Below are 23451 nucleotides of genomic sequence, written 5' to 3' on the forward strand. Positions count from 1 at the left end.
CGGCACGAGGGCGCCCCCTCGCAGCCGGTGTCCCGACACCCGGCAAGCGAGGACATGCTGAACGCCTGAGGGGAGACGGGACATCCGCCTCCCCTTTGTCGTTTCAGAGCGAGTGCGCCCGATGGAACCCTGTGTCGATGCCTGGTGCGAACCCCTACCTCTGCTGACGTCCCGGCTGTCCCTGATGGCCGTTTCCCGGAGCGACGCCGCAGTGCTCGCCGCTCTCGGAAACGACTTCGAGATCGCCAAGTACACCGCGCGCCTGCCCTATCCCCTGACGGAGCAGGCCGTCGCGAACTGGCTCGGCTCGCACGGGCCGACCAAGACGGCGCTGAAGATCTGCCGCCGCTCAGACGGCGGCATTCTCGGTGTCGTGGGGATCTCCCAGATTGCGGAAGGGCGCGGCGAACTTGGCTACTGGGTCGGTCGGCAGCACTGGGGGCAGGGAATCGCCACCGAAGCGGCCCAGGCGATCCTCGATTTCGGTTTCGAGCACCGCGGGTTCGAGTGGGTCGAGGCGGCCTGCCGGGTGACGAATCCCGCCTCGCGCCGGGTGATCGAGAAATGCGGCTTCCAGCCGTGCGGCAACGGGCTGATGCATTCGGTCGCCGTCGGGGGCACGGTCCCGATCGAACGGTACGGGCTTGACCGCAAGACCTGGGGCTCGTTGAAGAGGTGGGCGCGCGCCTGAGGCGCGTCCGGTCCGCGCAGTGCCACAAGGCGCGCGCGGTTCGATCGAAGGATGAGCGGCCGTGAAGTTTCTCGACCAGGCCAAGGTCTATGTGCGATCCGGCGACGGCGGGGCCGGATCGGTGTCGTTCCGTCATGAGAAATTCGTCGAGTTCGGCGGACCGGACGGCGGCGATGGCGGCCGCGGCGGCGACGTCTGGGTGGAGGCCGTGGAAGGCCTCAACACCCTGATCGACTACCGCTTCCAGCAACACTTCAAGGCGCGGCCCGGAACCCACGGAATGGGCCGCAACCGCACCGGGGCGAACGGCGACGACGCCGTGCTCAAGGTCCCCGTCGGCACCGTCGTGCTGGACGAGGACAACGAGACCGTCATCGCCGATCTTGCGGCCGTGGGCGACCGGGTGCGCCTGGCGAAGGGCGGCAACGGCGGTTTCGGCAACACCCGGTTCAAGTCGTCGATCAACCAGGCGCCGCGGCGTGCCAATCCCGGCCTTCCGGGCGAGGAGCGCTGGATCTGGCTGCGCCTCAAGCTGATCGCCGATGCCGGACTGGTCGGGCTGCCCAATGCCGGGAAGTCGACCTTCCTCTCGCGGGTGTCGGCCGCCAAGCCCAAGGTCGCCGACTATCCGTTCACGACGCTGCATCCGAATCTCGGCGTGGTCACCGTGGACACGCGGCGATTCGTGCTGGCCGACATTCCCGGTCTGATCGAGGGTGCCCACGAGGGCGCCGGGATCGGCGACCGGTTCCTCGGCCATGTCGAGCGCTGCCGGGTCCTGCTTCATCTGGTCGACGGGACGGAAGAGGACGTGGCGCAGGCCTATCGCACCGTGCGCGAGGAACTGGTCGCCTACGGGCACGGCCTTGCCGAAAAGACGGAGATCGTGGCGCTCTCCAAGGTCGATGCACTCGACGAGGAGACCCGGCGGGAGCGTGCCCAGGCGCTGGGCCGCGCGATCGACAAGGTGCCGTTCCAGGTTTCTGCCGCGTCGGGCGAGGGCGTCGACAAGGTCGTCGCGGCCCTTCTGCGGGCGATCGATTCGGCGGCCGAAGAGGAGAAGGACGCGGTGTCTTCGGAGCCGTCGCAATGGCGTCCATGAGCCTCAAAGTCGCCGACTGCCGACGTGTGGTGATCAAGATCGGGTCTGCGCTGCTCGTCGATCAGGGCAGCGTACGCGCCCGCTGGCTGGCGAGCATGGTCGAGGACATCGCCGCTCTGCGCGCAGCCGGCTCCGACGTGATCGTCGTCTCGTCGGGCGCGATCGCGCTCGGACGCGGCGTCCTGAAACTGCCCGGTGGGCCGATCCGTCTGGAGGAAAGCCAGGCGGCCGCCTCGGTCGGACAGATTACGCTCGCGCGCGCCTGGTCGGAGTATCTCGCCGCCCACGGTCTGGTGGCGGCTCAGGTGCTGCTGACCCTCGGCGACACGGAGGAGCGGCGGCGCTATCTGAACGCCCGCTCCACCATCGAAACCCTGCTCGGCCACGGGGCGGTGCCGGTCATCAACGAGAACGATGCGGTGGCCACGAGCGAGATCCGCTACGGCGACAACGACCGGCTTGCCGCCCGGGTGGCGACCATGGCCAGCGCCGACCTTCTGGTGCTCCTGTCCGATGTGGACGGGCTCTACACCGCGCCGCCGGCTCTCGATCCGACGGCGACCCGCATTCCCGTCGTCGAGGCGATCACGCCGGAGATCGAGATGATGGCCGGCGCCGCCGGCTCGGAACTCTCGCGCGGCGGCATGCGGACCAAGGTCGAGGCCGCGCGCATCGCAACGGAGGCGGGGACGGCGATGATCATCGCATCGGGCCGCCGCGACCATCCGATTCGGGCGATCGACGCCAGCGGCGAGGCCACCTGGTTCCGTGCCCAGAACACGCCCGTCGCGGCCCGCAAGACATGGATCGCCGGCCGGCTGGAGACCCGCGGGACGCTCACCATCGACGACGGGGCGGCGCGTGCCCTGGTCTCCGGCAAGAGCCTGTTGCCCGCGGGCGTGGTCGCCGTCGACGGAAAATTTGACCGTGGCGACGCAGTGCGCATTCTGGACCGCTCCGGACGCGAGCTCGGGCGAGGGCTGATCGCCTACGATTCCGGTGATGCCGTTCGCATCGCTGGCAAAAAGAGCCGCGCCATCGAAGGAATTTTGGGGTATCGGGGACGGACCGCGATGGTCCACCGTGACGATCTGGCACTTCAGGCGGGCGCGCGCCTGCCGGGAAGGGGAACAACGGTATGCTGACTTCCGCAAGCCCGGACTTGCAGCGGGCAGGGGACGACGTCGAGAGCACGATGCTGGCCATCGGGCGGAGGGCTCGGGCGGCCTCGAAAATACTGGCGACGGCGGACCCGGCCCAGAAGACCAAGGCGCTGCTGGAGGCCGCGCGCGCCGTGCGCGCGGACGTGGCGGAGATTCTGGCGGCGAACGCCATCGACGTGGACGCCATGCACGCGGCCGGAACGTCCACCGCCATGATCGAGCGCGGCACCCTCACGGAGGCGCGCATCGAGCAGATCGCGTCCTCCATCGAGGCGGTGGCCGAACTCGACGATCCGATCGGTCAGGTGATCGCCGACTGGCGCCGTCCCAACGGGCTGGAAATCGAACGCGTGCGCACGCCGCTCGGCGTCGTGGGCATCATCTACGAAAGCCGTCCCAACGTGACCGCCGATGCCGGATCGCTGTGCGTGAAGTCCGGCAACGCGGCGATCCTGCGCGGCGGGTCGGACACGATCAACAGCTCCGGCGCGATCCATCGTGCGCTGGTGCGCGGCCTGGAAGCGGCTGGCCTGCCGGGTGACTGCGTCCAGATCGTGCCCGTCCGCGACCGCGCCGCCGTCGGCCACATGCTGGCCGGCCTGAACGGCACCGTCGACGTCATCGTCCCGCGCGGCGGCAAGGGCCTTGTCGAGCGCGTGCAGTCCGAGGCGCGCGTGCCGGTCTTCGCGCATCTGGAAGGCATCTGCCACGTCTACGTCCATTCCGCGGCGTCCCTCGACATGGCCGAGAAGATCGTCGTGAACGCGAAGATGCGGCGGCCGGGGATCTGCGGGGCGATGGAGACGCTTCTGGTCGACCGCGCGGTGATCGAGACCCATCTCGCGCCGATCGTCGAGGCGCTCCAGTCGGCCGGCTGCGCCGTTCGCGGCGACGACGACGTGAGGGCGCGCTGCGCCGACGTCACCGAGGCGTCCGAGGAGGACTGGGCGACGGAATATCTCGACGCCGTGCTGTCCGTGCGCATCGTCGACGGCCTTGAGCCGGCGATCGAGCACATCGAGCGCTACGGGTCCCATCACACCGACGCCATCGTGACGGACGACGTGGCCGCAGCGACGCGGTTCCTGTCCGGGGTCGATTCGGCGATCGTCGTCCACAACGCCTCGACCCAGTTCGCCGACGGCGGCGAATTCGGGATGGGAGCCGAGATCGGAATCGCCACGGGCCGCTTTCATGCCCGCGGGCCGGTAGGGGTGGAGCAACTGACGAGCTTCAAGTATCGCGTTCACGGGTCCGGGCAAACGCGCCCATGACGGATCAGGTCGAGAGCGGGGCCAACCGCCCCGACTATCTCAGGATTCCGCCGGTCGGCATCGGGCAGCGGATCGCCCTGTTCGGCGGCACGTTCAATCCGCCGCACAAGGGCCACCGCCACGTCGCGCTGACCGGGCTCGCGCGGCTCGGCGTCGATCAGGTCTGGTGGCTGGTCACGCCAGGAAATCCGCTGAAGTCCCACGACGGGCTCACCAGTCTGGAAGACCGCGTCAAGGCGACCCGTGCCTTCGCGGACCATCCGCGCATGGTGGTGACGGCGTTCGAGGCCAACTACAATTTCCGCTACACCGCCGACACCATCGCCTTCGTCTGCCGCCGGTTTCCCTCGGTCCGCTTCGTCTGGCTGATGGGCGCGGACAATCTGGCCACCCTGCATCGCTGGCAGAAATGGCGCGACATTCTGCGTCTGGTTCCGGTCGCCGTGGTCGACCGTCCGGGCGCGTCGATGGCCGTGATGTCCTCGCCGGCCTCGCGGGCTTTCGGCGGCGCGCGGGTGCCGGAATCCCAGGCCGCAGCACTTCCGGGATCCGCTCCGCCGGCCTGGACCTTCCTGCACGTGCCGCTGGATCCGACATCCTCCACGGCGATGCGGAATCAGGCGAACGGCGGCGCGTCTTGAAACTGTCACCCCGACAGACCTATTTTTATATGGCAGTGGTGGATTCGCCGTGAGGTGTACCACTGAACCGTGTGCGGCCGATCGAACCCCTCGCACAGAGGTGATCAGGTCGCTCTCAAATGACCCGGGGCGCAGCGCGGCGCAGGTCAGCTGCGGTGTCGGGGAGGTGGTCGCGCACCCGCTGAGGCGGGGCTTGGAAAGGACAAACAGTCGACCATGAAATTTGAGACAGAGGGCGCGACGCTCGTTCGTGAGCCTCTTAACAGCGCTGCTCCGCCGCAGGATAGCTCGGAGGAGGCGCTGCGCATCGTTCTCGAAAGCCTCGAAGATTCGAAGGCAGAGGACATCGTAGCCATCGACGTGACCGGCAAGACGCCGCTCGCCGACCATATGGTGGTCGCCTCCGGGCGGTCCCATCGTCATGTCGGCGCGGTGGCGGACCGTGTTCTGCGCGATCTCAAGGACGCCGGTTACGGGTCTCCCCGCGTGGAGGGGACCACCCATTGCGACTGGGTCCTGATCGACACGGGGGACATCATCGTCCACCTGTTCCGACCGGAGGTCCGCGAATTCTACAACCTCGAAAAGATGTGGTCGGCCGATCAGTCCGCCAGCATCCAGGTGGTTGGCTGATCTCACGCCGGGTGGCCGTCGCGTCTCCCGGGACAGGCGGCGGCGTCGATGCGCATAGGGATCCATTCAGTCGGGCGCTTCAAGAAGGGGCCCGAACGGGAGATCGTTGACCGCTATCTTCAGCGGGCGGGGAAGCTCGGCAGCAATCTCGGGCTGGAGATCCGGCCGATCCGCGAAGTGCCCGAGGCGCAGAACGGAACGGTGGACGAGCGTCGGTCCGCCGAGGCCCAAGGGCTGTCCCGGGGACTGTCCGACCGCGCCGCGATCGTGGCGCTGGACGAGACCGGCACACTCGTCACCAGCGTGGAGTTCGCCGATCTCCTGGCCCGGCTGCGCGACGACGGTGTGCCAGAGGCGGGTTTTCTGATCGGCGGGGCCGACGGGCTCGATCCGTCGCTTCTGGCCGGCGCGAAGCATACGGTTGCCCTCGGGCGGCTGACGTGGCCACATCTTCTGGTGCGCGTGCTTCTCAGCGAGCAGATCTACCGCGCCACGACCATCCTGAGCGGGCATCCCTATCACCGTGGCTAGGTCCGGGTGTGCGCTTTATCTGGTGTGTGGGCGGGCGTGGAATGTCGCCCCTTCAGGATTTGTTCATCGTAAAGGGCCTGTTCATCCGAAGCAGCGATCCTGACGACAGGGTAAGGCCGTATCATGCCGTCCGGCCATGCGAAGCGGCACGGATACGGGAGACGGGAGCGCAGGGCCAGGTGGCACGGGATGGGCTCATCGCGATAGGGATGCATGCGGGCGCATCTGCTGCGCGCGCCCGCTTTCCGCGCGTCCCTTTCTGGCTCTGTCTCGCAGCGGCGCTTCTTCTGGCGGCCTCGGTCTTTCCGGCCGGATCGGTCCTGGCCCAGTCCGAACCGTCCGACGGCCAGATCGAAAAGCGCCAGGAAGAACTGGAGGCGCTGCGCCAGCAGATGCGCCTCAGCGACGAGCGGGAGGAGGAACTCGCCGCCGAAGTCGCCGCGCTCGACAAGGATCGGGCCGCCCTCAACGAAGAACTCGTCGGCACCGCGGAACGGGTTGCCCGGCTTGAGCGCCGCATTTCCGACAGCGAGGAGCGGCTGCAGAAGCTCGGTGCCAACGAGGACTGGATCCGCAATTCGCTCGCCGAACGGCGGGGGGTTATTGCGGAAATCCTGGCCGCGCTCCAGCGCATCGGGGCCCGGCCGCCGCCGGCGGTGGCGGTGAAGCCGGAAGACGCGCTCTCTGCCGTGAGAAGCGCCATCCTGCTTGGGGCCGTCGTGCCGGAGCTGAGCGTCGAGGCGGAGGCCCTGGCCGCCGACCTCAACGCGCTGACCACTCTCAAAGCCCAGATCGCGGCGGAGCGGGAGACGCTTGCCACCGATCTCGCGGAACTCAGCGAGCAGCGCACCCGCACCGAATTGCTGCTGGCTGAAAAGCGCAAACAGCGCGAGGACCAGGCCCAGGCTTTGGCCTCCGAGCGGGAGAAAGCGGAAACGCTCGCGGCCCGCGCCGACACGCTCGAAGATTTGATCGCCGACCTCGAGCGCGAACTGGAGAGTTCCCGCCGGGCTGCCGAAGCTGCCCGCAGGGCCGATACCGAGCCGGCTCCCGATGCCCAGGATCCTGGGCGCCTCAGTCCGGCCATCCCTTTCGAAAACGCCCGTGGCACCCTGCCTTTACCGGCTCAGGGGGCCGTCCTGCGCCGGTTCGGCGAACCCGACACGACCGGCGACAAGGCCCTCGGAGTGTCGATCGCGACGCTTCCCGAAGCCCAGATCGTGGCCCCGGCGGACGGCTGGGTCGTCTATGCCGGACCTTTCCGCAGCTATGGCCAAGTCTTGATCATGAACGTCGGCAGTGGATACCATGTCTTGTTGGCCGGTATGAATCAGACCGACGTGCAGAGGGGTCAATTCGTCCTGGCCGGCGAGCCGGTCGGAGTCATGGGCGCTCAAAGATTCGCGAGTGCAGCCACGATCGACATCGAATCGTCCCGTCCTGTGCTCTATGTTGAATTCAGAAAAGATGGGTCTTCCATCGATCCAGCCCCTTGGTGGGCGGACAGTGTAGACGAAGAGGTTCGTGGATGATGACGCGTATTACCCTTGTCGGGGTGGGCGTGCTGATCGGGGCGGTTGCGGTGGCCACTCTCGATGGCGCCCGCTGGATGCCGACGGTGGCCGCCGAAGCGGCCTCGTCCGATACCTATCGCCAGCTCAACCTGTTCGGCGACGTGTTCGAGCGGGTCCGCTCGGACTATGTCGAGCAGCCGGAGGACGCCGAGCTCATCGAGACCGCCATCAACGGCATGCTCTCCGCGCTCGATCCGCATTCGTCCTACCTGCCGCCGAAGGACTTCCGCGACATGCAGGTCCAGACCCGCGGCGAGTTCGGCGGCCTGGGCATCGAAGTGACGATGGAAGACGAAGTGGTGAAGGTGGTGTCGCCCATTGACGACACCCCGGCCCAGAAGGCGGGCATCCTCGCCGGCGACAAGATCATCCAGCTCGATGGCGAACCGGTGAAGGGGCTGACCCTGTCCGAGGCGGTCGAGCGGATGCGGGGCCCGGTCAACAGCGACATCACCGTCACGATCCTGCGCGAGGGTGCTGACGAGCCGTTCGATGTCGACATCACCCGCGAGATCATCAAGATCCAGTCGGTGAAGTGGCGTCCCGAGGAGGACGTGGGCTACATCCGGGTCACTCAGTTCAACGAGCGCACCTTCGATGGCGTGAAGGAGGCGATCGACGAACTCGAGGCGGAGATCCCCGAGGACAGGCTCAAGGGCTTCGTTCTGGACCTGCGAAACAATCCGGGCGGTCTTCTGGACCAGGCGATTGCTGTGTCCGACGCGTTCCTGGAGCGGGGGGAGATCGTGTCGACGCGGGGTCGCGAGGACAACGAGACGCAGCGCTTCAACGCCCGCTCCGGCGATCTGGCCGATGGTCTTCCGATCATCATCCTGGTCAACGGCGGCTCGGCATCGGCCTCGGAGATCGTCGCCGGCGCGCTGCAGGATCACCGCCGGGCGACCGTGCTCGGCACCCGTTCCTTCGGCAAGGGCTCGGTCCAGACGATCATCCCGCTCGGCTCGAACGGTGCGCTGCGGCTGACCACGGCGCGCTACTACACGCCGGCGGGCCGGTCGATCCAGGCCAAGGGCATCGATCCGGACATCGAGGTGATCCAGGAGCTCCCCGAGGAACTCGCCGGCAAGATCAAGGCGCGCGGCGAGGCGTCGCTGCGCGGTCATCTCGAGGCGGAAGAGGGCGAGGAGACCTCCGGGTCGTTCGCCTACGTCCCGGCGGAGACCGAAGACGACCAGCAGCTCCAGTCGGCGCTTGATCTTCTGCGCGGCATCCAGGTGAACCGGGCGTTCCCGCCGGATCCCGATGCGGCCGTGCCGAACTGAGCCGGCACGACACGGATTTGAGAAAGGGCGCCTTCGGGCGCCCTTTTTCGTGGCAGGCCGTCGTGCGGTTCGCCACCCCGGCTTGACCCGCCTTGCTCTTCGCGCTTACCGCTTTGCCGACAATCCCGCCACTGGAAATCGAGGCCGCCTTGGTCGATCCCGAAACGCTTCCTTATCGTCCGTGCGTCGGCGTCGCGCTCTTCAATGCCGTCGGGCAGGTGTTCATCGGCGAACGCCGAGGCGGGTCCGAGCACAGCCACGTCACCCGGGCCTGGCAGATGCCCCAGGGTGGGATCGATCCCGGCGAGGAGCCCTTCGCGGCCGCCAAACGCGAGCTGCACGAGGAGACGTCGGTCGCCTCCGTCGAACTGATCGCGGAGGCCCCCGACTGGTTCGTCTACGATCTTCCGCCCGAACTGCTTGGTGTGGCCTGGAAGGGCCGGTACCGGGGTCAGAGGCAGAAATGGTTCGCGTTCCGCTTCCTCGGCAGGGAGAGCGAGATCGACGTGCTGTCCCCGCCCGACGGCCACAAGCCGGAATTCGCCTCCTGGCGGTGGGAGGCTCTGGAGCGGCTGCCCGACCTGGTCGTGCCCTTCAAGCGCCCGGTCTACGAGCAGGTGGTCGCCGCCTTCCGCGACGTCGGGGCGGGCTAAGCAATCCCAGGAAAAGTGGGCACCGGTTTTCCGTCCGGGATTGCGGAGAATAATCTTTATCGCTCACGCGAGTTCGCTTCGCTCACCGCTGCGCGGGCGCGGTCTGACCGACCGGCGCACGGTCGCACGCTGACGAGCAATCCCAGGAAAAGTGGGCACCGGTTTTCCGTCCGGGATTGCGAGAGAGACCGATTCTCTGTTCCCTCACGCCGAGTGCGCTGCGCGCACCGGCTCCGGGAGGGCGGCGCATGGGCGCCGGCGGACAGTCGTCCGCTGGCTTCGCCGTCCCAGGAAAAGTGGGCACCGGTTTTCCGTCCGGGATTGCTGGTCCCTATCGCACAAGACGCCCTGCTCGCACGACCCGCCGGCCGGGGACTGCGAACTCTGATGGGGCCTCTGCCCGATTTTCTCTCGATTTCCGGCCTAGTTTCGAGATAAGCCGCCCACGCGCCCGGGGCCGGTCCGAGCCGTTCATGTTGCGTTCAGCCGGGATCGCGCACACCTGACCCGTATAGGGGGCGTGAGGAACGCAAGCGGTCGTCCGGCTGTTGAACCGACGTCTGCGACCCGTGGAGATGCAACATGATGAAGAAATGGATGGCCCTGGTGGTCGCGACGAGCACCGTCTTCGGCACCATGCCGATGGTGCCGGCTTCGGCCGCCCCGCTCGGAACACCGGCAGGACCGTCGGTCGGCTCGCGCCTCACCGAAGTCCAGATGGAACAGCTCAGCCCCGGCCGCAACGACAGCGCGTTCGGCGGGGTCTGGACGATGTCGCCGAATGCGGCCCGCGAGCAGCACATCCGTCCGCGCGAGCAGATTTCGCCTCAGGCCGCCCAGCGCCACGACGATGGTCGGCGGCACCGGGGCGACGGCAACCGGCACTATCGCGGCGACAAGCGGTACAGCGACAACCGCTACTACCGGGATCACCGCCGGTATCGGAACGACCGGCGCTACTATGGCCGCCGCGGCTACTATGACGGCGGTCCGCGCTGGCGGGGACCGCGTCGCTACTATGAGGGTCGCTACTGGCGCCCGAGCTACGACGGCTGGTACGTCTACAACGACGGCGCCTGGATCGCAGCCGGCGCCCTCGGCCTCGCCGCCGGTGCCATCCTGGGATCGGCGCTCGCTCAGCCGTCCGCTCCGGCGACGGTTCAAAGCGGCGCGCCGGCAACGCGCAACGGCATCCCGCCCTGGACGCCCGCCTGGTACCGCTACTGCGGAAACAAGTACAAGTCGTTCAATCCGCAGACGGGCCTCTATCTCGGTTACGACGGGAAATATCACTACTGCCAGTAAGGCATGCTTTCCGGGCTGCCGCGCCCTTTTTCTGTGACGCGGCGCTCCCGGAGAGGCTTGGAGAACCAAACGAATGCGTAAGTCCCTTGCCATTCTGACGGCGCTGAGCCTGACGCTCGCTGCCGTCCCGGGACCTGCGGCCACGGCCGCCCCGGGGATCGTCGTCGCCGGCGAAAGCCTCGCACCGGGCAATGCCGTCGAATCCGTGCAGTACCGGCGCCACTGGCGCGGACCGCCGCCGCGCTATGGCGGCTATTACGGTCCGCCGCGGCGGGGCTACTACGGACCGCCGCCGCGCTATTACGGTCCGCGCTGGCGCGGGCCGCGCCGCTACTACGAGGGGCGCTACTGGCGGCCGGCCTATGACGGCTGGTACGTCTACAACGACGGCGCCTGGATCGCGGCGGCAGCCCTGGGACTGGCGGCCGGAGCGGCGCTCGGAGCCGCAGCGGCCAGCCCGTCTGCGGTCGTGACGAGCCCGCCGGCCTCCGTGCAGAGCGGCGCCCCTGTGACGCGCAACGGCATCCTGCCGTGGACGCCGGCCTGGTACGAGTACTGCGGCGGCAAGTACAGGTCGTTCAACCCGCAGACCGGCCTGTATCTCGGCTACGACGGCAAATACCACTACTGCCAGTAGGCGGAGAGGCGGAGCATCGGGCAAGCGCCGTCAGGCGTCAGCCTCGGGCAAGCTCCGGCGGCGAAGGTGAAGGCAAGCTTCGGGAGAGGCCCACGAAAGGACGGGTCGGATGCCTAAACTCCTTGCCTTCGCCACCGCGGCCGCCCTGTCGCTCGCGGCCGTGACGCTGTTTTCGGGGACGTCGTTCGCCGCCGACATGCCGGTGACCGTCGCACCCGTGCAGCGCGTGCAGCCGCAGCCTCAGCCGGTTGCGCCGGCCGCACCGGTTCAGGCCCAGCAGTACAGCTACTACCCGGCCAACACGGTCCTCTACGGCACGGCCAACTCCGCGCGCGGCTATTACTGGCGGCCGGCGGATACGGGCTGGTACGCCTACAACGACCGGGCCTGGCTCTCCACCACCGTGGTCGGCTCCGCCACCGGGCCGTCCTTCACCGCTCCGCCGAACCCGCCGGTGCCGCCCTATGTGGTGTCGCCGCAGCCCGCGCCGCCTCCGGTCGTGCAGCGTCCCGTCCCCGTCGCGGCTGCGGCGCCGACCTATCCGGCACCGCCTGGCGCTCCGGTGACCCGCGGCGGCCTCCAGCCCGGCACCCAGGCCTGGCTCGACTACTGCAAGGCGGAATATCAGTCGTTCAATCCGCAGACCGGGAAATATCTCGGCTACGACGAGAACTATCATTTCTGCCAGTAGCCGGGCGCTGCGTTCGGCCCGCGGGTCGGCCGCGGGCTCTCCGGCCGCAGATTTCTTCAGGGTGAGGTTCGCAATGATCCGATGGACAGCCGCAGCCCTCGCCGCGGCCGTGATCGCCACCACAGCCGCACCGGCAGCGGCCGGCGAGGTTCCGGTGGTGCGCGGGCCGGCCGTGCTGCTCGGCGTGCCCGTCATCGTGAACGGGCCCGGTCCGCTGTTCATGTCGCTGCCGGGGCCGATCGTGATCGCCGAATCCCCGCCCGGGCTGTCCTCCCAGCGCATCGTGGTCCCGGAGCCCGTCATCCCGCTGGGGGCTCCGGTGGGCTGCTATCAGGTCAACGCGCTCCTCGTCTGCCCGCCGCGCTGAGGCGTTCTGACGCGCGGACGGCGTTGAAGCCTCCGTGCCGCGTCGCTCCATTGCGCCGGGCATGACGCTTCCAGGCCAGTCCGGCGCCGCTCCCGCAGTTGCGGGGCTTCGGGATTTCTGCCAAGCGGATGGTCCATCCGATCCATCCTACCCGAGTGCAGCTTCGACATGGCCGATCCCGTCCGACTGGTTCTCACGCTTTCCTGCGAAGACAAGCCCGGCATCGTCGCCGGTATCGCCGGGACACTCGCCAATTCCGGCTGCAACATCCTCGACAGCGCCCAGTTCGGCGACGCGGAGACCGGGCTGTTCTTCATGCGGGTCGAGTTCATGGCGCCGGCCGGCGTGCTGCGGGAGGACGTGGCGGCCGCGCTGACCCCCATCGCCAAGCGTTTCGAGATGAACTGGGAGGTCCGCGACACGGCCGAAGCCATGCCGATCCTGGTGATGGTGTCCAAGTTCGATCACTGCCTGCTCGACCTGGTCTATCGCCAGCGCATGGGCGCGCTGCCCGTGAAGATCGTCGCAGTGGTCTCGAACCATCTCGACGCCAAGCCGATCGCCGACATGAACCACCTCCCGTTCCACCACATTCCGGTGACGCGGGACACCAAGGCGGAGGCGGAAGCCAAGCTGGTGGACCTCGTGGAGGAGACCGGCGCGGAGCTGGTCGTGCTCGCGCGCTACATGCAGGTCCTGTCGGAAGATCTGTCGACCCGGCTGTCCGGCCGCATCATCAACATCCACCATTCCTTCCTGCCCGCGTTCAAGGGCGCAAAGCCCTATCATCAGGCCCATTCCAGGGGCGTGAAGCTGATCGGCGCGACGGCCCACTACGTCACGTCCGACCTCGACGAGGGGCCGATCATCGAGCAGGACGCGGAGCGGGTCAGCCATGCCCATCCCGCCGACGAGCTGGTGGCGATCGGGCGGGACATCGAAGCGCGGGTCCTTGCCCGGGCGGTGAAGGCCCATGCCGAACGCCGCGTCTTCCAGAACGGCGTGAAGACGGTCGTCTTCCGGCCCTGAGGTCGGGGCAGGGACGGCCCTCGCGCGGCCATTGCTGCTGGATCGGCGGCCGTCCGGCCCGCCCGGTGCGAAACGCTCTTTCTGAGCGCGCGGCGATCCCCTATCACTGGACGAATTCAAAACGGACGGCGCTGACGGCCGGCGCGCGTGAGCGGCCGGCCGGGGCAGGCGCCGCACGGGGCTCAGGGAGGGGAAATGGTCCGGACGATTTTCTACATCAGCGCGGTCGCCGCGGTGCTGATCGTGCTGTCGGCGGGTGGCCTCGCCCATCCGTTCTTCTGGCTCTTCGTCGTCGTCATCCCGATCATTCTGCTGGGCCTCTACGACATCTTCCTGTCCGGCCACAACGTGCTGATCAACTATCCGGTGATCGGCCATCTGCGGTACGCGTTCGAGTTCATCAGCCCGAACATCCGCCAGTATTTCATCGAGACGAATTCCAGCGGACGCCCGTTCAACCGGCTGCAGCGCGACCTCGTCTACGAGCGTGCGGAAGGCAAGCCCGACGCGCTCGCCTTCGGCACCCAGTACGACGTCAGCGAAGTCGGCTATCACCGGGCCAACCACTCGCTGGCTCCGAAGATTGTGTCGGAGGCCGACAGCCGCGTGATGGTCGGCGGCCCGGCGTGCAAGAAGCCCTATTCCGCCTCGCGCCTGAACATCTCCGCGATGAGCTTCGGTGCGCTCAGCGCGAACGCGATCCTTGCGCTCAACAACGGTGCGCGCATCGGCGGTTTCGCGCACAACACCGGCGAGGGCGGCCTCAGCCCCTATCATCAGGCCGGCGGCGGTGACCTGATCTGGCAGATCGGCACCGGCTATTTCGGCTGCCGCACCCCGGACGGCGGGTTCGATCCGGACAAGTTCAGGGAGAAGGCGCAGCTCGACCAGGTGAAGATGATCGAGCTGAAGCTGTCCCAGGGCGCCAAGCCCGCCCACGGCGGCGTGCTGCCCGCTGCCAAGATAACCCCGGAGATCGCAGAGATCCGCGGCATCCCGATGGGCGTCGACTGCATTTCGCCGCCCGCCCATCGCGAGTTCTCCACGCCGAAGGGACTGCTGGAATTCATCCAGCAGCTCAGGGAGCTGTCGGGCGGCAAGCCGGTCGGCTTCAAGCTCTGCGTGGGCCGGCGCAAGGAGTTCATGGCGATCTGCAAGGCGATGCTGGAGACGGGCATCAAGCCCGATTTCATCACCGTCGACGGGGCGGAGGGCGGCACCGGCGCAGCCCCCATCGAGTATTCCGACCGCCTCGGCATGCCGATCCTGGAAGGTCTCGTCTTCGTCCAGAACTGCCTCGTCGGCTGCGGTCTGCGCGAGGACATCAAGATCATCGCCAGCGCCAAGACGGTGTCCGGCTTCGACATGACGCTGAAGATCGCGCTCGGCGCGGACCTGGTGAACGCGGCGCGCACGATGATGTTCGCCGTCGGCTGCATCCAGGCGCTACGGTGTCACCTCAACACGTGCCCGACCGGCGTCGCGACCCAGGACCATGGGCGCGCCCGCGCCGTGGACGTGGATCTCCGCCAGACCCACGTGGCGAACTATCACCGCGCCACGGTCAAGAGCATGCTGGAAATCATCGGCGCGATCGGCCTGGTCGATGTTGAACATCTCGGCCCGCGGCACATTTATCGCCGCGTGGCCGACCAGACCGAACGGAACTATACGGAGATCTACGACTTCGTCCCGCCGGGAAATTTTCTCGGCAATGACATCCACGCCTACTACAAGCCCTCCTGGGACCTGGCGAGCGCGGAATCGTTCTGATCGGTTCGCGGGCCGTTGCTGGCCGGCTGAAGCCGGGGACAGGGCCGCTTGCGGCCGTGCGCCATCGTGGCCCAGTGATGCCAACCCGGCCGGACTGAACTCCGGCGGAACGGATCGGGCGGGGGCGCCATTCGCTTGTGGCGCCCGCCGCCGTCGATCGAACACATCGAGGAGATCACAATGCAGTATCTGCACACCATGGTGCGCATCCGGGACATCGACGAGTCGCTCGACTTCTATTGCGGCAAGCTGGGCCTCAAGGAAGTGCGCCGGATCGAGAGCGAGAAGGGCCGCTTCACGCTGATCTTCCTCGCCGCCGACGAAGACGAGCAGCGGGCCGAAGCGGACAAGGCGCCGATGGTCGAGCTGACCTACAACTGGGACCCGGAAGAGTACCAGGGCGGCCGGAACTTCGGCCATCTGGCCTATCGGGTGGACGATATCTATGCGACCTGCCAGAAGCTGATGGACGCCGGCGTGACCATCAACCGGCCGCCGCGGGACGGCTACATGGCGTTCATCAAGTCGCCGGACGGCATTTCGATCGAACTGCTGCAGAAGGGCGATGCGCGCGATCCGGCCGAACCCTGGGCGTCGATGGAAAACACCGGCTCCTGGTAATAGGCTGCCGCAAGGGCCTGGCCGCAGGGCAGGCCCGCCGGCACGAATGGTGAGGCGATGACCGGCGCGCTCGGTGCACGGCGTCGAGCGAGCGCAGCAGGAGGCGAGAGATGAGCGCGCCGGACAGCGACCGTGGAAGCCGGCCCCCCGTCCCCGACCCGCGCGATCCACCGTGGCCGGGCGGGATCAAGAGCGACGAACGCAATGTGGGCGTCGAGGTCGAGTTTGCCGGCCTCGACACAGCCGATGTCGCCTATCTGATCCGGTCGCGGCTGGGCGGCGAGGTCGGTTCGTCGGATCCGCACCGGTGGACCGTCTCCGACACGTCGCTCGGCGCCTTCGAGGTCGAACTCGACAGCCGCTATGCGCATCCGGGCGAGAAGTCGGGGCCGACCGACCTGGCCATGCGCGAAGCGTTCGGCCGGCTGGCGTCGATCGTGGTTCCGACCGAGGTCATCGCGCCGCCGATGTCCTATCGCAAGCTGCCGAAACTGGACGAGCTGGTCCGGGCGCTCGTTGCGGCGGGGGCGGAAGGGACGACGGAATGGGCGCCCTACGCGTTCGGTCTCCATCTCAACGTGGAGACGCCGGCTGACGACATCCTGACCATTTCCCGCATCTTCCGGGCCTTCATTCTCGTCTCGCCCTGGCTCAGAAAGCGCATGGGCATTGACCGGACCCGCTCGCTGCTGCCGTTCGTCGATCCGTTTCCGACGAGTTTCGTCGATTGGGTCGTGGAGGCGGGTGACGATGTCGATCTGAAGCGCTTCATTGCCGCCTATTGCAGAGCGAATCCGAGCAAGCATCGCGACCTGGACCTGCTGCCCCTGCTCGGCTACCTCGACAAGGATGCGGTCAGTCAGGCGCTCGGCCATCCGCCGAAGGCGGTGCGGCCGACATTTCACTATCGGCTGCCTGACGCGCGCCTGGGAGATCCGGCCTGGTCGATCACGGCGGAGTGGAACCGCTGGGTCATGGTCGAGGAGCTTGCCGCCGATCCTCACCGGCTGGCCCTTCTCAGCCGGGCCTGGCGACGGTGGCGCAGCGCGTGGCTCTCCGGCGAGCCGGACTGGGATGCGATGGTCGACAAGGTGATGCGTTGACCGGGCGACCTCTGATCGGAGTTTCCACGTCCAAGCGCGGCGGCTGGCGAAGCTATTTCATGACGGCGCTGTCGATCCGCGTCGTCGGCGGAAGGTCGCTGCGGATCGTGCCGGGCGATGACATCGACCACCTGATCGGGCGTATCGACGGCCTCGTGGTGGGCGGAGGCGACGACATCTCCGCCGACCTCTACGGCGGCGTGATCGTGCCCGACGTGCGGCTCGATCCCGAGCGGGACGAGCTGGAGGTGACGCTCCTGCGCAGGGTGCTGCCGAGCGGGCTTCCCATTCTGGGCATCTGCCGGGGGGCGCAGATGCTCAACGTCGCCTCGGGCGGCAACCTCATCGCCGACATCTACACCCTGGATCCGCCGCCGCCGAAGATGAGGACTGTCCTGCCGCGCAAGACGGTCACCCTGGCCCAGGGCAGCCGGCTGGCCCGGATCGCCAAGCTTCAGTGGTTCCGGGTCAACGCGCTCCACCATCAGGCGATCGACAGCCTCGGTCGGGCCCTGGTCGTGGTCGCCCGGGACAAGGCGGGCATCGTCCAGGCGATCGAAGGGACCGAGCCGCCGTTTCGCATCGGGGTGCAGTGGCATCCCGAACTCTTGATTTTCAAACGCTCGCAGCGTCGGTTGTTCCGGGGGCTGGTGCGGGCCGCCGAGCGTTTCGATTCGGACGGCGGCCTGTCCGCTCCGTCCGGCCAGACCGAGGGCGCGGGGGATTTATGACGGATCAGCTCAAGGGGACCCTTCTGGTGGTGACCGGGGTCCTCGTCCTGTCTCCGGATGCGATGCTGATCCGGCTGATGACGGCCGAGCCCATGACCATCCTGTTCTGGCGCGGCGTCGGGATCTTCGTCGTGCTCGGGATCCTGAGCATCCTGCGCCATCGCGGCCGTCTGTTCGCCTATGTCCGCAGCGTCGGCCCGACCGGGCTTGCCGTGTCGGGCTGCTTCGCGCTGTGCCAGCTCGGCTTCGTGGGCGGCGTGGCCACGACCAACCCTGCCAACGCGCTCGTGATGGTCGCCGCGACGCCGCTCTGCGCGGCCATTGCGAGCCGTCTGGTGCTCGGTGAACGGATCGCGCCCTCGACCATGATCGCGGTGGTGGCCGGGCTCACCGGGGTCGCGATCATGATGGCGCCGCATCTGGGCGGGGAAGGCAATCTCCGCGGCGACCTGATCGCCGCGATCGTGCCGGTCTCTCTGGGCCTGGCGTTCACGCTGGTCCGCAAGCTGAGGGCGACGGATGTGTGGCTGCTCTACTCCATCGCCGGGTTGATCGTCGCCGTGGTGGCGGCCCCGTTCCGCGGATCGGAGTTCCTGAGCGGCGCCGACATCGTCTGGGCCACGATCCTCGTGCTTCTGGTGGTGCCGGTGTCCTTCGCGCTGATCACCCAGGGGCCGCGCTACATCACCGCCGCCGAGGTGAGCCTGATCATGCTCCTGGAGACGGTTCTGGGGCCGGTCTGGGTGTGGTTCGCGGTCGGGATCGCACCGGGAATCTACGCCGTGCTGGGCGGCGGCGTGCTTCTCACGACCCTGGCGGTTCACTCCTGGTGGCGGCTCAACCGGGCACCGGCGGCTCAGAAGTCCGAGGCGATGCCCTTGACCTCCCAGTCGCCGTAGCGGGCCGGATCGGGGCCATCGCGGCCGCCGATCTCGGTCGGCCGCTCTTCTGCCGCCGCCTTGCGGCGCTCTTCGGCTTCGGCCAGCGCGCGCCGGGCGGCGTCGCTCAGCTGGGGTTTTTCGTGCGGCTCGCCGGCCGGAGCCGGCGCGTCGTTCGGATCTTCATCGCTCATGGAATGCCTTGGCGGCTGGAATGGCTTGTTCCCGCTCGGGGGCTCGACCATTTATAGGTCGGCCGGCCGGAACGACAAAGGGCCGGTCTCCGCGTTTGCGTGCTCAAAGGGTGAAGCACTCGATGAACTTCTTTCGCACGGCCCTTCTTCTGGCGGCGCTGACGGCGCTGTTCATGGGCATCGGCTACATGCTCGGCGGTCAGGCCGGCATGATGATCGCGTTCGCCGTCGCCGCCGGCATGAACATCTTCTCCTACTGGAACTCCGACAAGATGGTGCTGCGCATGCACCGGGCGCGCGAGGTCGACGCGCAGACCGCGCCGGAGTTCTACAATCTGGTCAAGGACCTGGCCGCGCGCGCCGAGCTGCCGATGCCGCGCGTGTTCATTCTCGACGAGGATCAGCCCAACGCGTTCGCAACCGGCCGCAATCCGCAGAATGCCGCCGTGGCGGCGACCCGGGGCCTGCTCCAGACGATGAGCCGCGAGCAGATCGCCGGCGTCATGGCCCACGAACTCGCCCACGTGAAGCACCGCGACACGCTGACCATGACGATCACGGCCACGCTCGCCGGTGCGATCTCGATGCTCGCCAACTTCGCCTTCTTCTTCGGAGGGGCGCGCAACAACAACAATCCGCTCGGCATCGTCGGCGTGATCCTGATGATGATCGTGGCACCGCTCGCCGCCATGCTGGTGCAGATGGCGATCAGCCGGACCCGGGAATACGCGGCCGACCGCGAGGGCGCTGAGATCTGCGGCCAGCCGCTGTGGCTCGCTTCGGCGCTGGAGAATCTCGAAGCCGGCGCGCGGCGGATCCAGAACCCGGAAGCCGAACGCAATCCGGCCACGGCGCACATGTTCATCGTCAATCCGCTGTCCGGCCAGCGCATGGACAACCTGTTCTCCACCCATCCCGCGACGGCCAACCGGGTCGCGGCCCTTGAGGAACTCGCCAGCGAGATGGGGCAGGGCAGTGGTGCCGCCCTCGGCCGCGGCGGGCCCGTTACGGGCGAGGCGGGCGGACGGTCCGGCTCCGTGCCCCGGTCCGGTTCGGTGCCGCGCACCGGTCATCGCCGCCGCGGTCCCTGGGGATGAAGGCACCCGCAAATCGTCGCAATTCCGCGCCCGACCGACGGAGCGCGCCGCGCAAACTCGGCCCCGGCCTCCAGTCGCGAACGGTCGCCCTGGATGTGCTCGACCGGATGCGGCGCGACGGCGTCGGCCTCGACGCGGCGCTGGATGAGCCCGCCCTTCAGCAGCGGTTCCAGCGGCTGGAGCTGCGCGACCGGGCCTTCGTGCGCAATCTCCTCGCCACCACGCTGCGCCACCGCGGCGAGATCGAGGCGGTGATCGGCGCGCTGGTCCACCGGCCTCTGCCGAAGTCGTCCGGGCGCACCGTGCCGATCCTTCACCTGGGTCTGGCCCAGCTCCTGTTCCTCGGCGTCGCCGACCATGCCGCGGTCGATTCCAGCGTCGCGCTGACCAAGGCGCATCCGGCGTCCGCCGGATTTCGGGGGCTGGTGAACGGCGTCCTCAGACGGGCGGCGCGCGAACGGGAGGAGCTTCTCGCCGCAATCGACGCGCCCGTCGCCAACACGCCCGCCTGGCTCATGGCGCGCTGGACCCGCACCTACGGGGCGGAGACGGCGCGCGCCATTGCCGCGGCCCACGGTATCGAGCCGGCCCTCGACGTCACGGTGCGGTCCGATCCGGACGGCTGGGCCGAGCGCCTGGGCGGCCGGGTTCTGCCGACCGGCACCGTGCGCACGCTGGAAGGCGGTCCGATCCCGGAACGTCCCGGCTATGCCGAAGGCGCCTGGTGGGTGCAGGACGCCGCCGCCGCCATCCCCGCCCGCCTGCTCGGCGACGTGGCCGGGCTGCGCGTCGCCGATCTCTGCGCGGCCCCCGGCGGCAAGACCGCCCAGCTCGCGGCCGCGGGCGCCGACGTGACTGCCGTCGACGTGAGCGCGGCACGGCTCGCCCGGCTGAGCGAGAACCTCGACCGGTTGGGGCTCGCCGCCCATGTCGTCGCGGCCGATCTTCTGACGTGGGAACCGGCCGAGCCGTTCGATGCGATTCTGCTCGACGCACCCTGCACGTCGACCGGGACGATCCGGCGCCAGCCCGACGTCGCCTGGCTGAAGCAGGAGGACGACATCCGGGCGCTGGCGGACCTCCAGGCGCGGCTACTTGCGCGGGCCGTGGCGTGGCTGAAGCCGGGCGGATGCCTGGTCTATTCGACCTGTTCGCTGGAGCCGGAGGAAGGCGAGGACCAGGTTGCGCGCCTCCTCGCCGCCGATCCGCGGGTCGCGGTCGATCCGATCCCGGCAGAGTGGCTGCCCGGCCTCGAATCGGCGATAACGCTGGACGGATGGCTGAGAACGCTTCCCTGCCACCTTCCCGATCCCGAGCCCAGGCTGGCCGGTCTCGACGGCTTTTTCGCAGCCCGGCTGCGGGTCGGGTCGTGATGCGCCGGTGCTCCCCTCCGTCTCCGCGGGGCGCTTGAGCGAGCAAAGTTCGTCCGACACTGGAATATGTTAACTCATCGTGTACGGGGAGACGATAGTCTGTCCGCTCGCCCCTTGTGGGTGGTCATGGCGGATCGGCTCGATCGATCCTGCCGCGTCCTGGAGCCTTTTCCGACCAGGTGGAAACACCTGATCGACAGGGAATGGCTTTAGGTTCAACAGGTTGAGGTCTTCCTGTTCAGATTGATTCAATCTGAGCGTGAGATGCTCAAGGTCAGTGAAATCTCCGGGGGCCCGAACCGCGCCAATGGCGACACGCACCGGTTCCGATTGGCGGCAATTATGGTCGCTCGCCATAACGAAGGCCGTGCGTTCGCACCTGCCCGGCAGGTGGGACGTCGTCGGCCCGTTCGTGCAGACCACGCCTGCCAAGCTGGTCATCGCGCCCCAGGACGTGCGCACCGCGGATCCGACGGTCGCGACCGACATCTATGCCGGTCTGTTCGCCTTCGCCGGACATGCGGTCGATGTCGGGGGCAACTCGCCGTTCCTGATCACGCCGCCGTCGGAGGACTGGGCGCGCTCGCTGCACGGCTTTTCCTGGCTCCGTCATCTGCGCGCGTCGGAATCGACCCTGTCGCGCTCCAATGCGCGCGCGCTGGTCGACGAGTGGATCCGGCTGTCGCCCAAGCTGCCGCCGATCGCCTGGGAGGACGCGGTCGCCTCGCGGCGCCTGCTGTCCTGGCTGTCCCAGTCGCCGCTGATCCTCGAAGACTGCGACCACGCATTCTACCAGCGCTTCCTGAAGGCGGTGGGTCGCCACGTGCACCATCTGCGCACGGCGCTCGCCCGCTCGTCCGACGGCATTTCCCGTATCCGCATGATCATGGCGCTGACGGCGGCCGCCGCCGCCATTGCCGATCAGCCGGGTCTCGCCCGCTGGGCGACCCGCGCCCTCGACCGGGAGATCTCCCTGCAGATCCTGCCGGACGGGGGCCACATATCCCGCAATCCGGGCCTGATTCTGGACCTCCTGGTTGACCTCCTGCCGATCCGCCAGGCCCTTTCGGTGCGCGGCATCACGCCGTCGCCGGTGCTGGGCGAGGCGCTCGACCGGATGATGCCCATGCTGCGCTTCTTCCGCCACGGCGACGGGTCCTTCGTGCTCTTCAACGGAATGGGCTCCACTCATACCGATCTCGTCGCGACGGTCCTGGCCTATGACGATTCCCGCGGAACCGCGCCCGACAATGCCCGTCACTCGGGCTACCAGCGGATGGCGGCGTCGGGCGCCGTCGTGCTGATGGACACCGGCACCCCGCCGCCGCTTGCCTATTCCAGGGACGCCCACGCCGGCTGCCTGTCGTTCGAGTTTTCCGACCGCACCAACCGCATCATCGTCAATTGCGGCATGCCGGCCGGCGCGAAGTCCAAATGGCGGGGCCTGGCGCGCTCCACGGCCGCCCATTCCACCCTGATCGTGGAGGACACGTCGTCGGCGCGCATCCTGCCCGCGCACGGTCTGGGCCACCGTCTGGGCCCGGTGCTCTACAACGGGCCCAAACATGTGGATGTGCGGCGTGAGGACGACGAGGAGCAGATGGCCGTCGTCGCCCGGCACGACGGCTATGCCGGCCGGTTCGGCCTGCTGCACGAGCGCACCGTGGTCCTCAGCGCGGATGGCCGCATCCTGATCGGGCGCGACCGGCTGGAACCGGTGCGCGCCGGTGCCGGAGACAAGCTGCCGTTTGCGGTCCGCTTCCATCTGCATCCCCAGGTGCGCGCCAATCGCAGCCAGGACGGACACAGCGTCCTGATCGTCTGCGAGGATCGGTCGGCGTGGCGGTTCACGGCCGAGGACATCCAGCCCGAGATCGAGGAATCGGTGTTTCTGGCCGGGGCCCACGGCATGCGGCGAACGGCCCAGATCGTGCTCTACGGCCGGGTCTCGGGAACCTCCACGGTCACCTGGCAGCTGGAAAAAGAGGCGGATCGGCCGCGGTCCCGGCGGCGTCCGGCGGAGAGTGGCGGCGAGGGCCGGGAGGAGCCGCTCCTGTTCTGACCGCTCTGGGCGCTTCCGGTTGACGCCGGAAGTGTGCTACCGGCC

The 23451-nt window shown here is 68.1% G+C and carries 24 protein-coding genes; 23 read left to right on the plus strand and 1 reads right to left on the minus strand.

Annotated elements, in window-relative coordinates:
* Positions 1-121 precede the first annotated feature (121 nt).
* The 20 genes from J2S73_RS05350 to J2S73_RS05445 all read left to right on the plus strand — a co-directional run bounded on the left by J2S73_RS05350 (position 122) and on the right by J2S73_RS05445 (position 18701).
* Positions 122-691, plus strand: a complete 570-nt coding sequence (locus tag J2S73_RS05350; RefSeq protein WP_306884409.1) for a GNAT family N-acetyltransferase — start codon at positions 122-124, stop codon at positions 689-691.
* A 61-nt stretch (positions 692-752) separates the two neighbouring features.
* Positions 753-1793, plus strand: a complete 1041-nt coding sequence (obgE, locus tag J2S73_RS05355) for a GTPase ObgE (protein WP_306884410.1) — start codon at positions 753-755, stop codon at positions 1791-1793.
* Positions 1781-2938, plus strand: coding sequence for a glutamate 5-kinase (gene proB, locus J2S73_RS05360; RefSeq protein WP_306884411.1), 1158 nt, complete (start codon positions 1781-1783; stop codon positions 2936-2938). Before obgE ends, proB begins: the two co-directional genes overlap by 13 nt.
* Positions 2932-4230 (plus strand): glutamate-5-semialdehyde dehydrogenase, encoded by a 1299-nt coding sequence (locus tag J2S73_RS05365; RefSeq protein WP_306884412.1) that lies wholly within the window; start codon positions 2932-2934, stop codon positions 4228-4230. The genes proB and J2S73_RS05365 overlap by 7 nt, the downstream gene beginning before the upstream one ends.
* Positions 4227-4871, plus strand: coding sequence for a nicotinate-nucleotide adenylyltransferase (locus J2S73_RS05370; RefSeq protein WP_306884413.1), 645 nt, complete (start codon positions 4227-4229; stop codon positions 4869-4871). The genes J2S73_RS05365 and J2S73_RS05370 overlap by 4 nt, the downstream gene beginning before the upstream one ends.
* Positions 4872-5087: 216 nt before the next feature.
* The gene (gene rsfS, locus J2S73_RS05375; protein ID WP_306884414.1) at positions 5088-5504 is read left to right on the plus strand and encodes a ribosome silencing factor; all 417 of its coding nucleotides are present in this window, start codon (positions 5088-5090) and stop codon (positions 5502-5504) included.
* A 48-nt stretch (positions 5505-5552) separates the two neighbouring features.
* Positions 5553-6035: a 23S rRNA (pseudouridine(1915)-N(3))-methyltransferase RlmH gene (rlmH, locus tag J2S73_RS05380; RefSeq protein WP_306884415.1), complete on the plus strand. Its 483-nt coding sequence runs from the start codon at positions 5553-5555 to the stop codon at positions 6033-6035.
* Positions 5945-7567, plus strand: coding sequence for a murein hydrolase activator EnvC family protein (locus J2S73_RS05385; RefSeq protein ID WP_306884416.1), 1623 nt, complete (start codon positions 5945-5947; stop codon positions 7565-7567). Before rlmH ends, J2S73_RS05385 begins: the two co-directional genes overlap by 91 nt.
* On the plus strand, positions 7564-8892 hold the full coding sequence (locus tag J2S73_RS05390; protein ID WP_306884417.1) for a S41 family peptidase: 1329 nt from the start codon (positions 7564-7566) through the stop codon (positions 8890-8892). The genes J2S73_RS05385 and J2S73_RS05390 overlap by 4 nt, the downstream gene beginning before the upstream one ends.
* A gap of 149 nt (positions 8893-9041) precedes the next feature.
* Positions 9042-9545: an RNA pyrophosphohydrolase gene (locus J2S73_RS05395; protein WP_306884418.1), complete on the plus strand. Its 504-nt coding sequence runs from the start codon at positions 9042-9044 to the stop codon at positions 9543-9545.
* A gap of 582 nt (positions 9546-10127) precedes the next feature.
* Positions 10128-10850: a BA14K family protein gene (locus J2S73_RS05400; protein ID WP_306884419.1), complete on the plus strand. Its 723-nt coding sequence runs from the start codon at positions 10128-10130 to the stop codon at positions 10848-10850.
* 73 nt (positions 10851-10923) lie between these two features.
* A complete protein-coding gene (locus tag J2S73_RS05405) occupies positions 10924-11487 on the plus strand; it encodes a BA14K family protein (protein ID WP_306884420.1) in 564 nt (187 codons plus the stop codon).
* 109 nt (positions 11488-11596) lie between these two features.
* Positions 11597-12178, plus strand: a complete 582-nt coding sequence (locus J2S73_RS05410) for a BA14K family protein (RefSeq protein ID WP_306884421.1) — start codon at positions 11597-11599, stop codon at positions 12176-12178.
* A gap of 73 nt (positions 12179-12251) precedes the next feature.
* A complete protein-coding gene (locus tag J2S73_RS05415) occupies positions 12252-12545 on the plus strand; it encodes a hypothetical protein (RefSeq protein ID WP_306884422.1) in 294 nt (97 codons plus the stop codon).
* A 168-nt stretch (positions 12546-12713) separates the two neighbouring features.
* The gene (gene purU / locus J2S73_RS05420) at positions 12714-13574 is read left to right on the plus strand and encodes a formyltetrahydrofolate deformylase (RefSeq protein ID WP_306884423.1); all 861 of its coding nucleotides are present in this window, start codon (positions 12714-12716) and stop codon (positions 13572-13574) included.
* Positions 13575-13769: 195 nt separating this feature from the next.
* Positions 13770-15347: an FMN-binding glutamate synthase family protein gene (locus tag J2S73_RS05425; protein ID WP_306884424.1), complete on the plus strand. Its 1578-nt coding sequence runs from the start codon at positions 13770-13772 to the stop codon at positions 15345-15347.
* 180 nt (positions 15348-15527) lie between these two features.
* Positions 15528-15968: a lactoylglutathione lyase gene (gene gloA / locus J2S73_RS05430; RefSeq protein ID WP_306884425.1), complete on the plus strand. Its 441-nt coding sequence runs from the start codon at positions 15528-15530 to the stop codon at positions 15966-15968.
* A gap of 110 nt (positions 15969-16078) precedes the next feature.
* The gene (locus tag J2S73_RS05435) at positions 16079-17071 is read left to right on the plus strand and encodes an amidoligase family protein (protein WP_306884426.1); all 993 of its coding nucleotides are present in this window, start codon (positions 16079-16081) and stop codon (positions 17069-17071) included.
* Positions 17068-17802, plus strand: a complete 735-nt coding sequence (locus J2S73_RS05440) for a gamma-glutamyl-gamma-aminobutyrate hydrolase family protein (protein WP_306884427.1) — start codon at positions 17068-17070, stop codon at positions 17800-17802. The genes J2S73_RS05435 and J2S73_RS05440 overlap by 4 nt, the downstream gene beginning before the upstream one ends.
* Positions 17799-18701, plus strand: coding sequence for a DMT family transporter (locus J2S73_RS05445; RefSeq protein WP_306884428.1), 903 nt, complete (start codon positions 17799-17801; stop codon positions 18699-18701). The genes J2S73_RS05440 and J2S73_RS05445 overlap by 4 nt, the downstream gene beginning before the upstream one ends.
* On the opposite strand, the gene J2S73_RS05450 is transcribed toward J2S73_RS05445, so the two are convergent.
* Positions 18659-18874: a DUF1674 domain-containing protein gene (locus J2S73_RS05450; protein ID WP_306884429.1), complete on the minus strand. Its 216-nt coding sequence runs from the start codon at positions 18872-18874 to the stop codon at positions 18659-18661. The genes J2S73_RS05445 and J2S73_RS05450 overlap by 43 nt on opposite strands.
* A 122-nt stretch (positions 18875-18996) precedes the next feature.
* Here J2S73_RS05450 and htpX point away from each other — a divergent pair, with 122 nt between their 5' ends.
* The 3 genes from htpX to J2S73_RS05465 all read left to right on the plus strand — a co-directional run bounded on the left by htpX (position 18997) and on the right by J2S73_RS05465 (position 23406).
* Positions 18997-19971, plus strand: a complete 975-nt coding sequence (htpX, locus tag J2S73_RS05455) for a zinc metalloprotease HtpX (protein ID WP_306884430.1) — start codon at positions 18997-18999, stop codon at positions 19969-19971.
* Positions 19968-21344 carry an RsmB/NOP family class I SAM-dependent RNA methyltransferase gene (locus J2S73_RS05460; protein WP_306884431.1) on the plus strand — a complete coding sequence of 459 codons (1377 nt, stop codon included), beginning with the start codon at positions 19968-19970 and terminating at the stop codon, positions 21342-21344. The genes htpX and J2S73_RS05460 overlap by 4 nt, the downstream gene beginning before the upstream one ends.
* Positions 21345-21711: 367 nt before the next feature.
* The gene (locus J2S73_RS05465; protein ID WP_306884432.1) at positions 21712-23406 is read left to right on the plus strand and encodes a heparinase II/III family protein; all 1695 of its coding nucleotides are present in this window, start codon (positions 21712-21714) and stop codon (positions 23404-23406) included.
* Positions 23407-23451 lie beyond the last annotated feature (45 nt).

It is taken from the genome of Amorphus orientalis, from assembly GCF_030814015.1.
Classification (GTDB): Bacteria; Pseudomonadota; Alphaproteobacteria; order Rhizobiales; family Amorphaceae; genus Amorphus; species Amorphus orientalis.

What these genes read in the sequence shown, in the direction of transcription:
- J2S73_RS05350 (WP_306884409.1), top strand. Translation starts at nt 122, where the DNA reads ATGGAACCCTGTGTCGATGCCTGGTGCGAACCCCTACCTCTGCTGACG.
- proB (WP_306884411.1), top strand. Translation starts at nt 1,781, where the DNA reads ATGGCGTCCATGAGCCTCAAAGTCGCCGACTGCCGACGTGTGGTGATC.
- J2S73_RS05365 (WP_306884412.1), top strand. Translation starts at nt 2,932, where the DNA reads ATGCTGACTTCCGCAAGCCCGGACTTGCAGCGGGCAGGGGACGACGTC.
- J2S73_RS05370 (WP_306884413.1), top strand. Translation starts at nt 4,227, where the DNA reads ATGACGGATCAGGTCGAGAGCGGGGCCAACCGCCCCGACTATCTCAGG.
- rsfS (WP_306884414.1), top strand. Translation starts at nt 5,088, where the DNA reads ATGAAATTTGAGACAGAGGGCGCGACGCTCGTTCGTGAGCCTCTTAAC.
- rlmH (WP_306884415.1), top strand. Translation starts at nt 5,553, where the DNA reads ATGCGCATAGGGATCCATTCAGTCGGGCGCTTCAAGAAGGGGCCCGAA.
- J2S73_RS05390 (WP_306884417.1), top strand. Translation starts at nt 7,564, where the DNA reads ATGATGACGCGTATTACCCTTGTCGGGGTGGGCGTGCTGATCGGGGCG.
- J2S73_RS05400 (WP_306884419.1), top strand. Translation starts at nt 10,128, where the DNA reads ATGATGAAGAAATGGATGGCCCTGGTGGTCGCGACGAGCACCGTCTTC.
- J2S73_RS05405 (WP_306884420.1), top strand. Translation starts at nt 10,924, where the DNA reads ATGCGTAAGTCCCTTGCCATTCTGACGGCGCTGAGCCTGACGCTCGCT.
- J2S73_RS05410 (WP_306884421.1), top strand. Translation starts at nt 11,597, where the DNA reads ATGCCTAAACTCCTTGCCTTCGCCACCGCGGCCGCCCTGTCGCTCGCG.
- J2S73_RS05415 (WP_306884422.1), top strand. Translation starts at nt 12,252, where the DNA reads ATGATCCGATGGACAGCCGCAGCCCTCGCCGCGGCCGTGATCGCCACC.
- purU (WP_306884423.1), top strand. Translation starts at nt 12,714, where the DNA reads ATGGCCGATCCCGTCCGACTGGTTCTCACGCTTTCCTGCGAAGACAAG.
- J2S73_RS05425 (WP_306884424.1), top strand. Translation starts at nt 13,770, where the DNA reads ATGGTCCGGACGATTTTCTACATCAGCGCGGTCGCCGCGGTGCTGATC.
- gloA (WP_306884425.1), top strand. Translation starts at nt 15,528, where the DNA reads ATGCAGTATCTGCACACCATGGTGCGCATCCGGGACATCGACGAGTCG.
- J2S73_RS05435 (WP_306884426.1), top strand. Translation starts at nt 16,079, where the DNA reads ATGAGCGCGCCGGACAGCGACCGTGGAAGCCGGCCCCCCGTCCCCGAC.
- J2S73_RS05445 (WP_306884428.1), top strand. Translation starts at nt 17,799, where the DNA reads ATGACGGATCAGCTCAAGGGGACCCTTCTGGTGGTGACCGGGGTCCTC.
- J2S73_RS05450 (WP_306884429.1), bottom strand. Translation starts at nt 18,874, where the DNA reads ATGAGCGATGAAGATCCGAACGACGCGCCGGCTCCGGCCGGCGAGCCG.
- htpX (WP_306884430.1), top strand. Translation starts at nt 18,997, where the DNA reads ATGAACTTCTTTCGCACGGCCCTTCTTCTGGCGGCGCTGACGGCGCTG.
- J2S73_RS05460 (WP_306884431.1), top strand. Translation starts at nt 19,968, where the DNA reads ATGAAGGCACCCGCAAATCGTCGCAATTCCGCGCCCGACCGACGGAGC.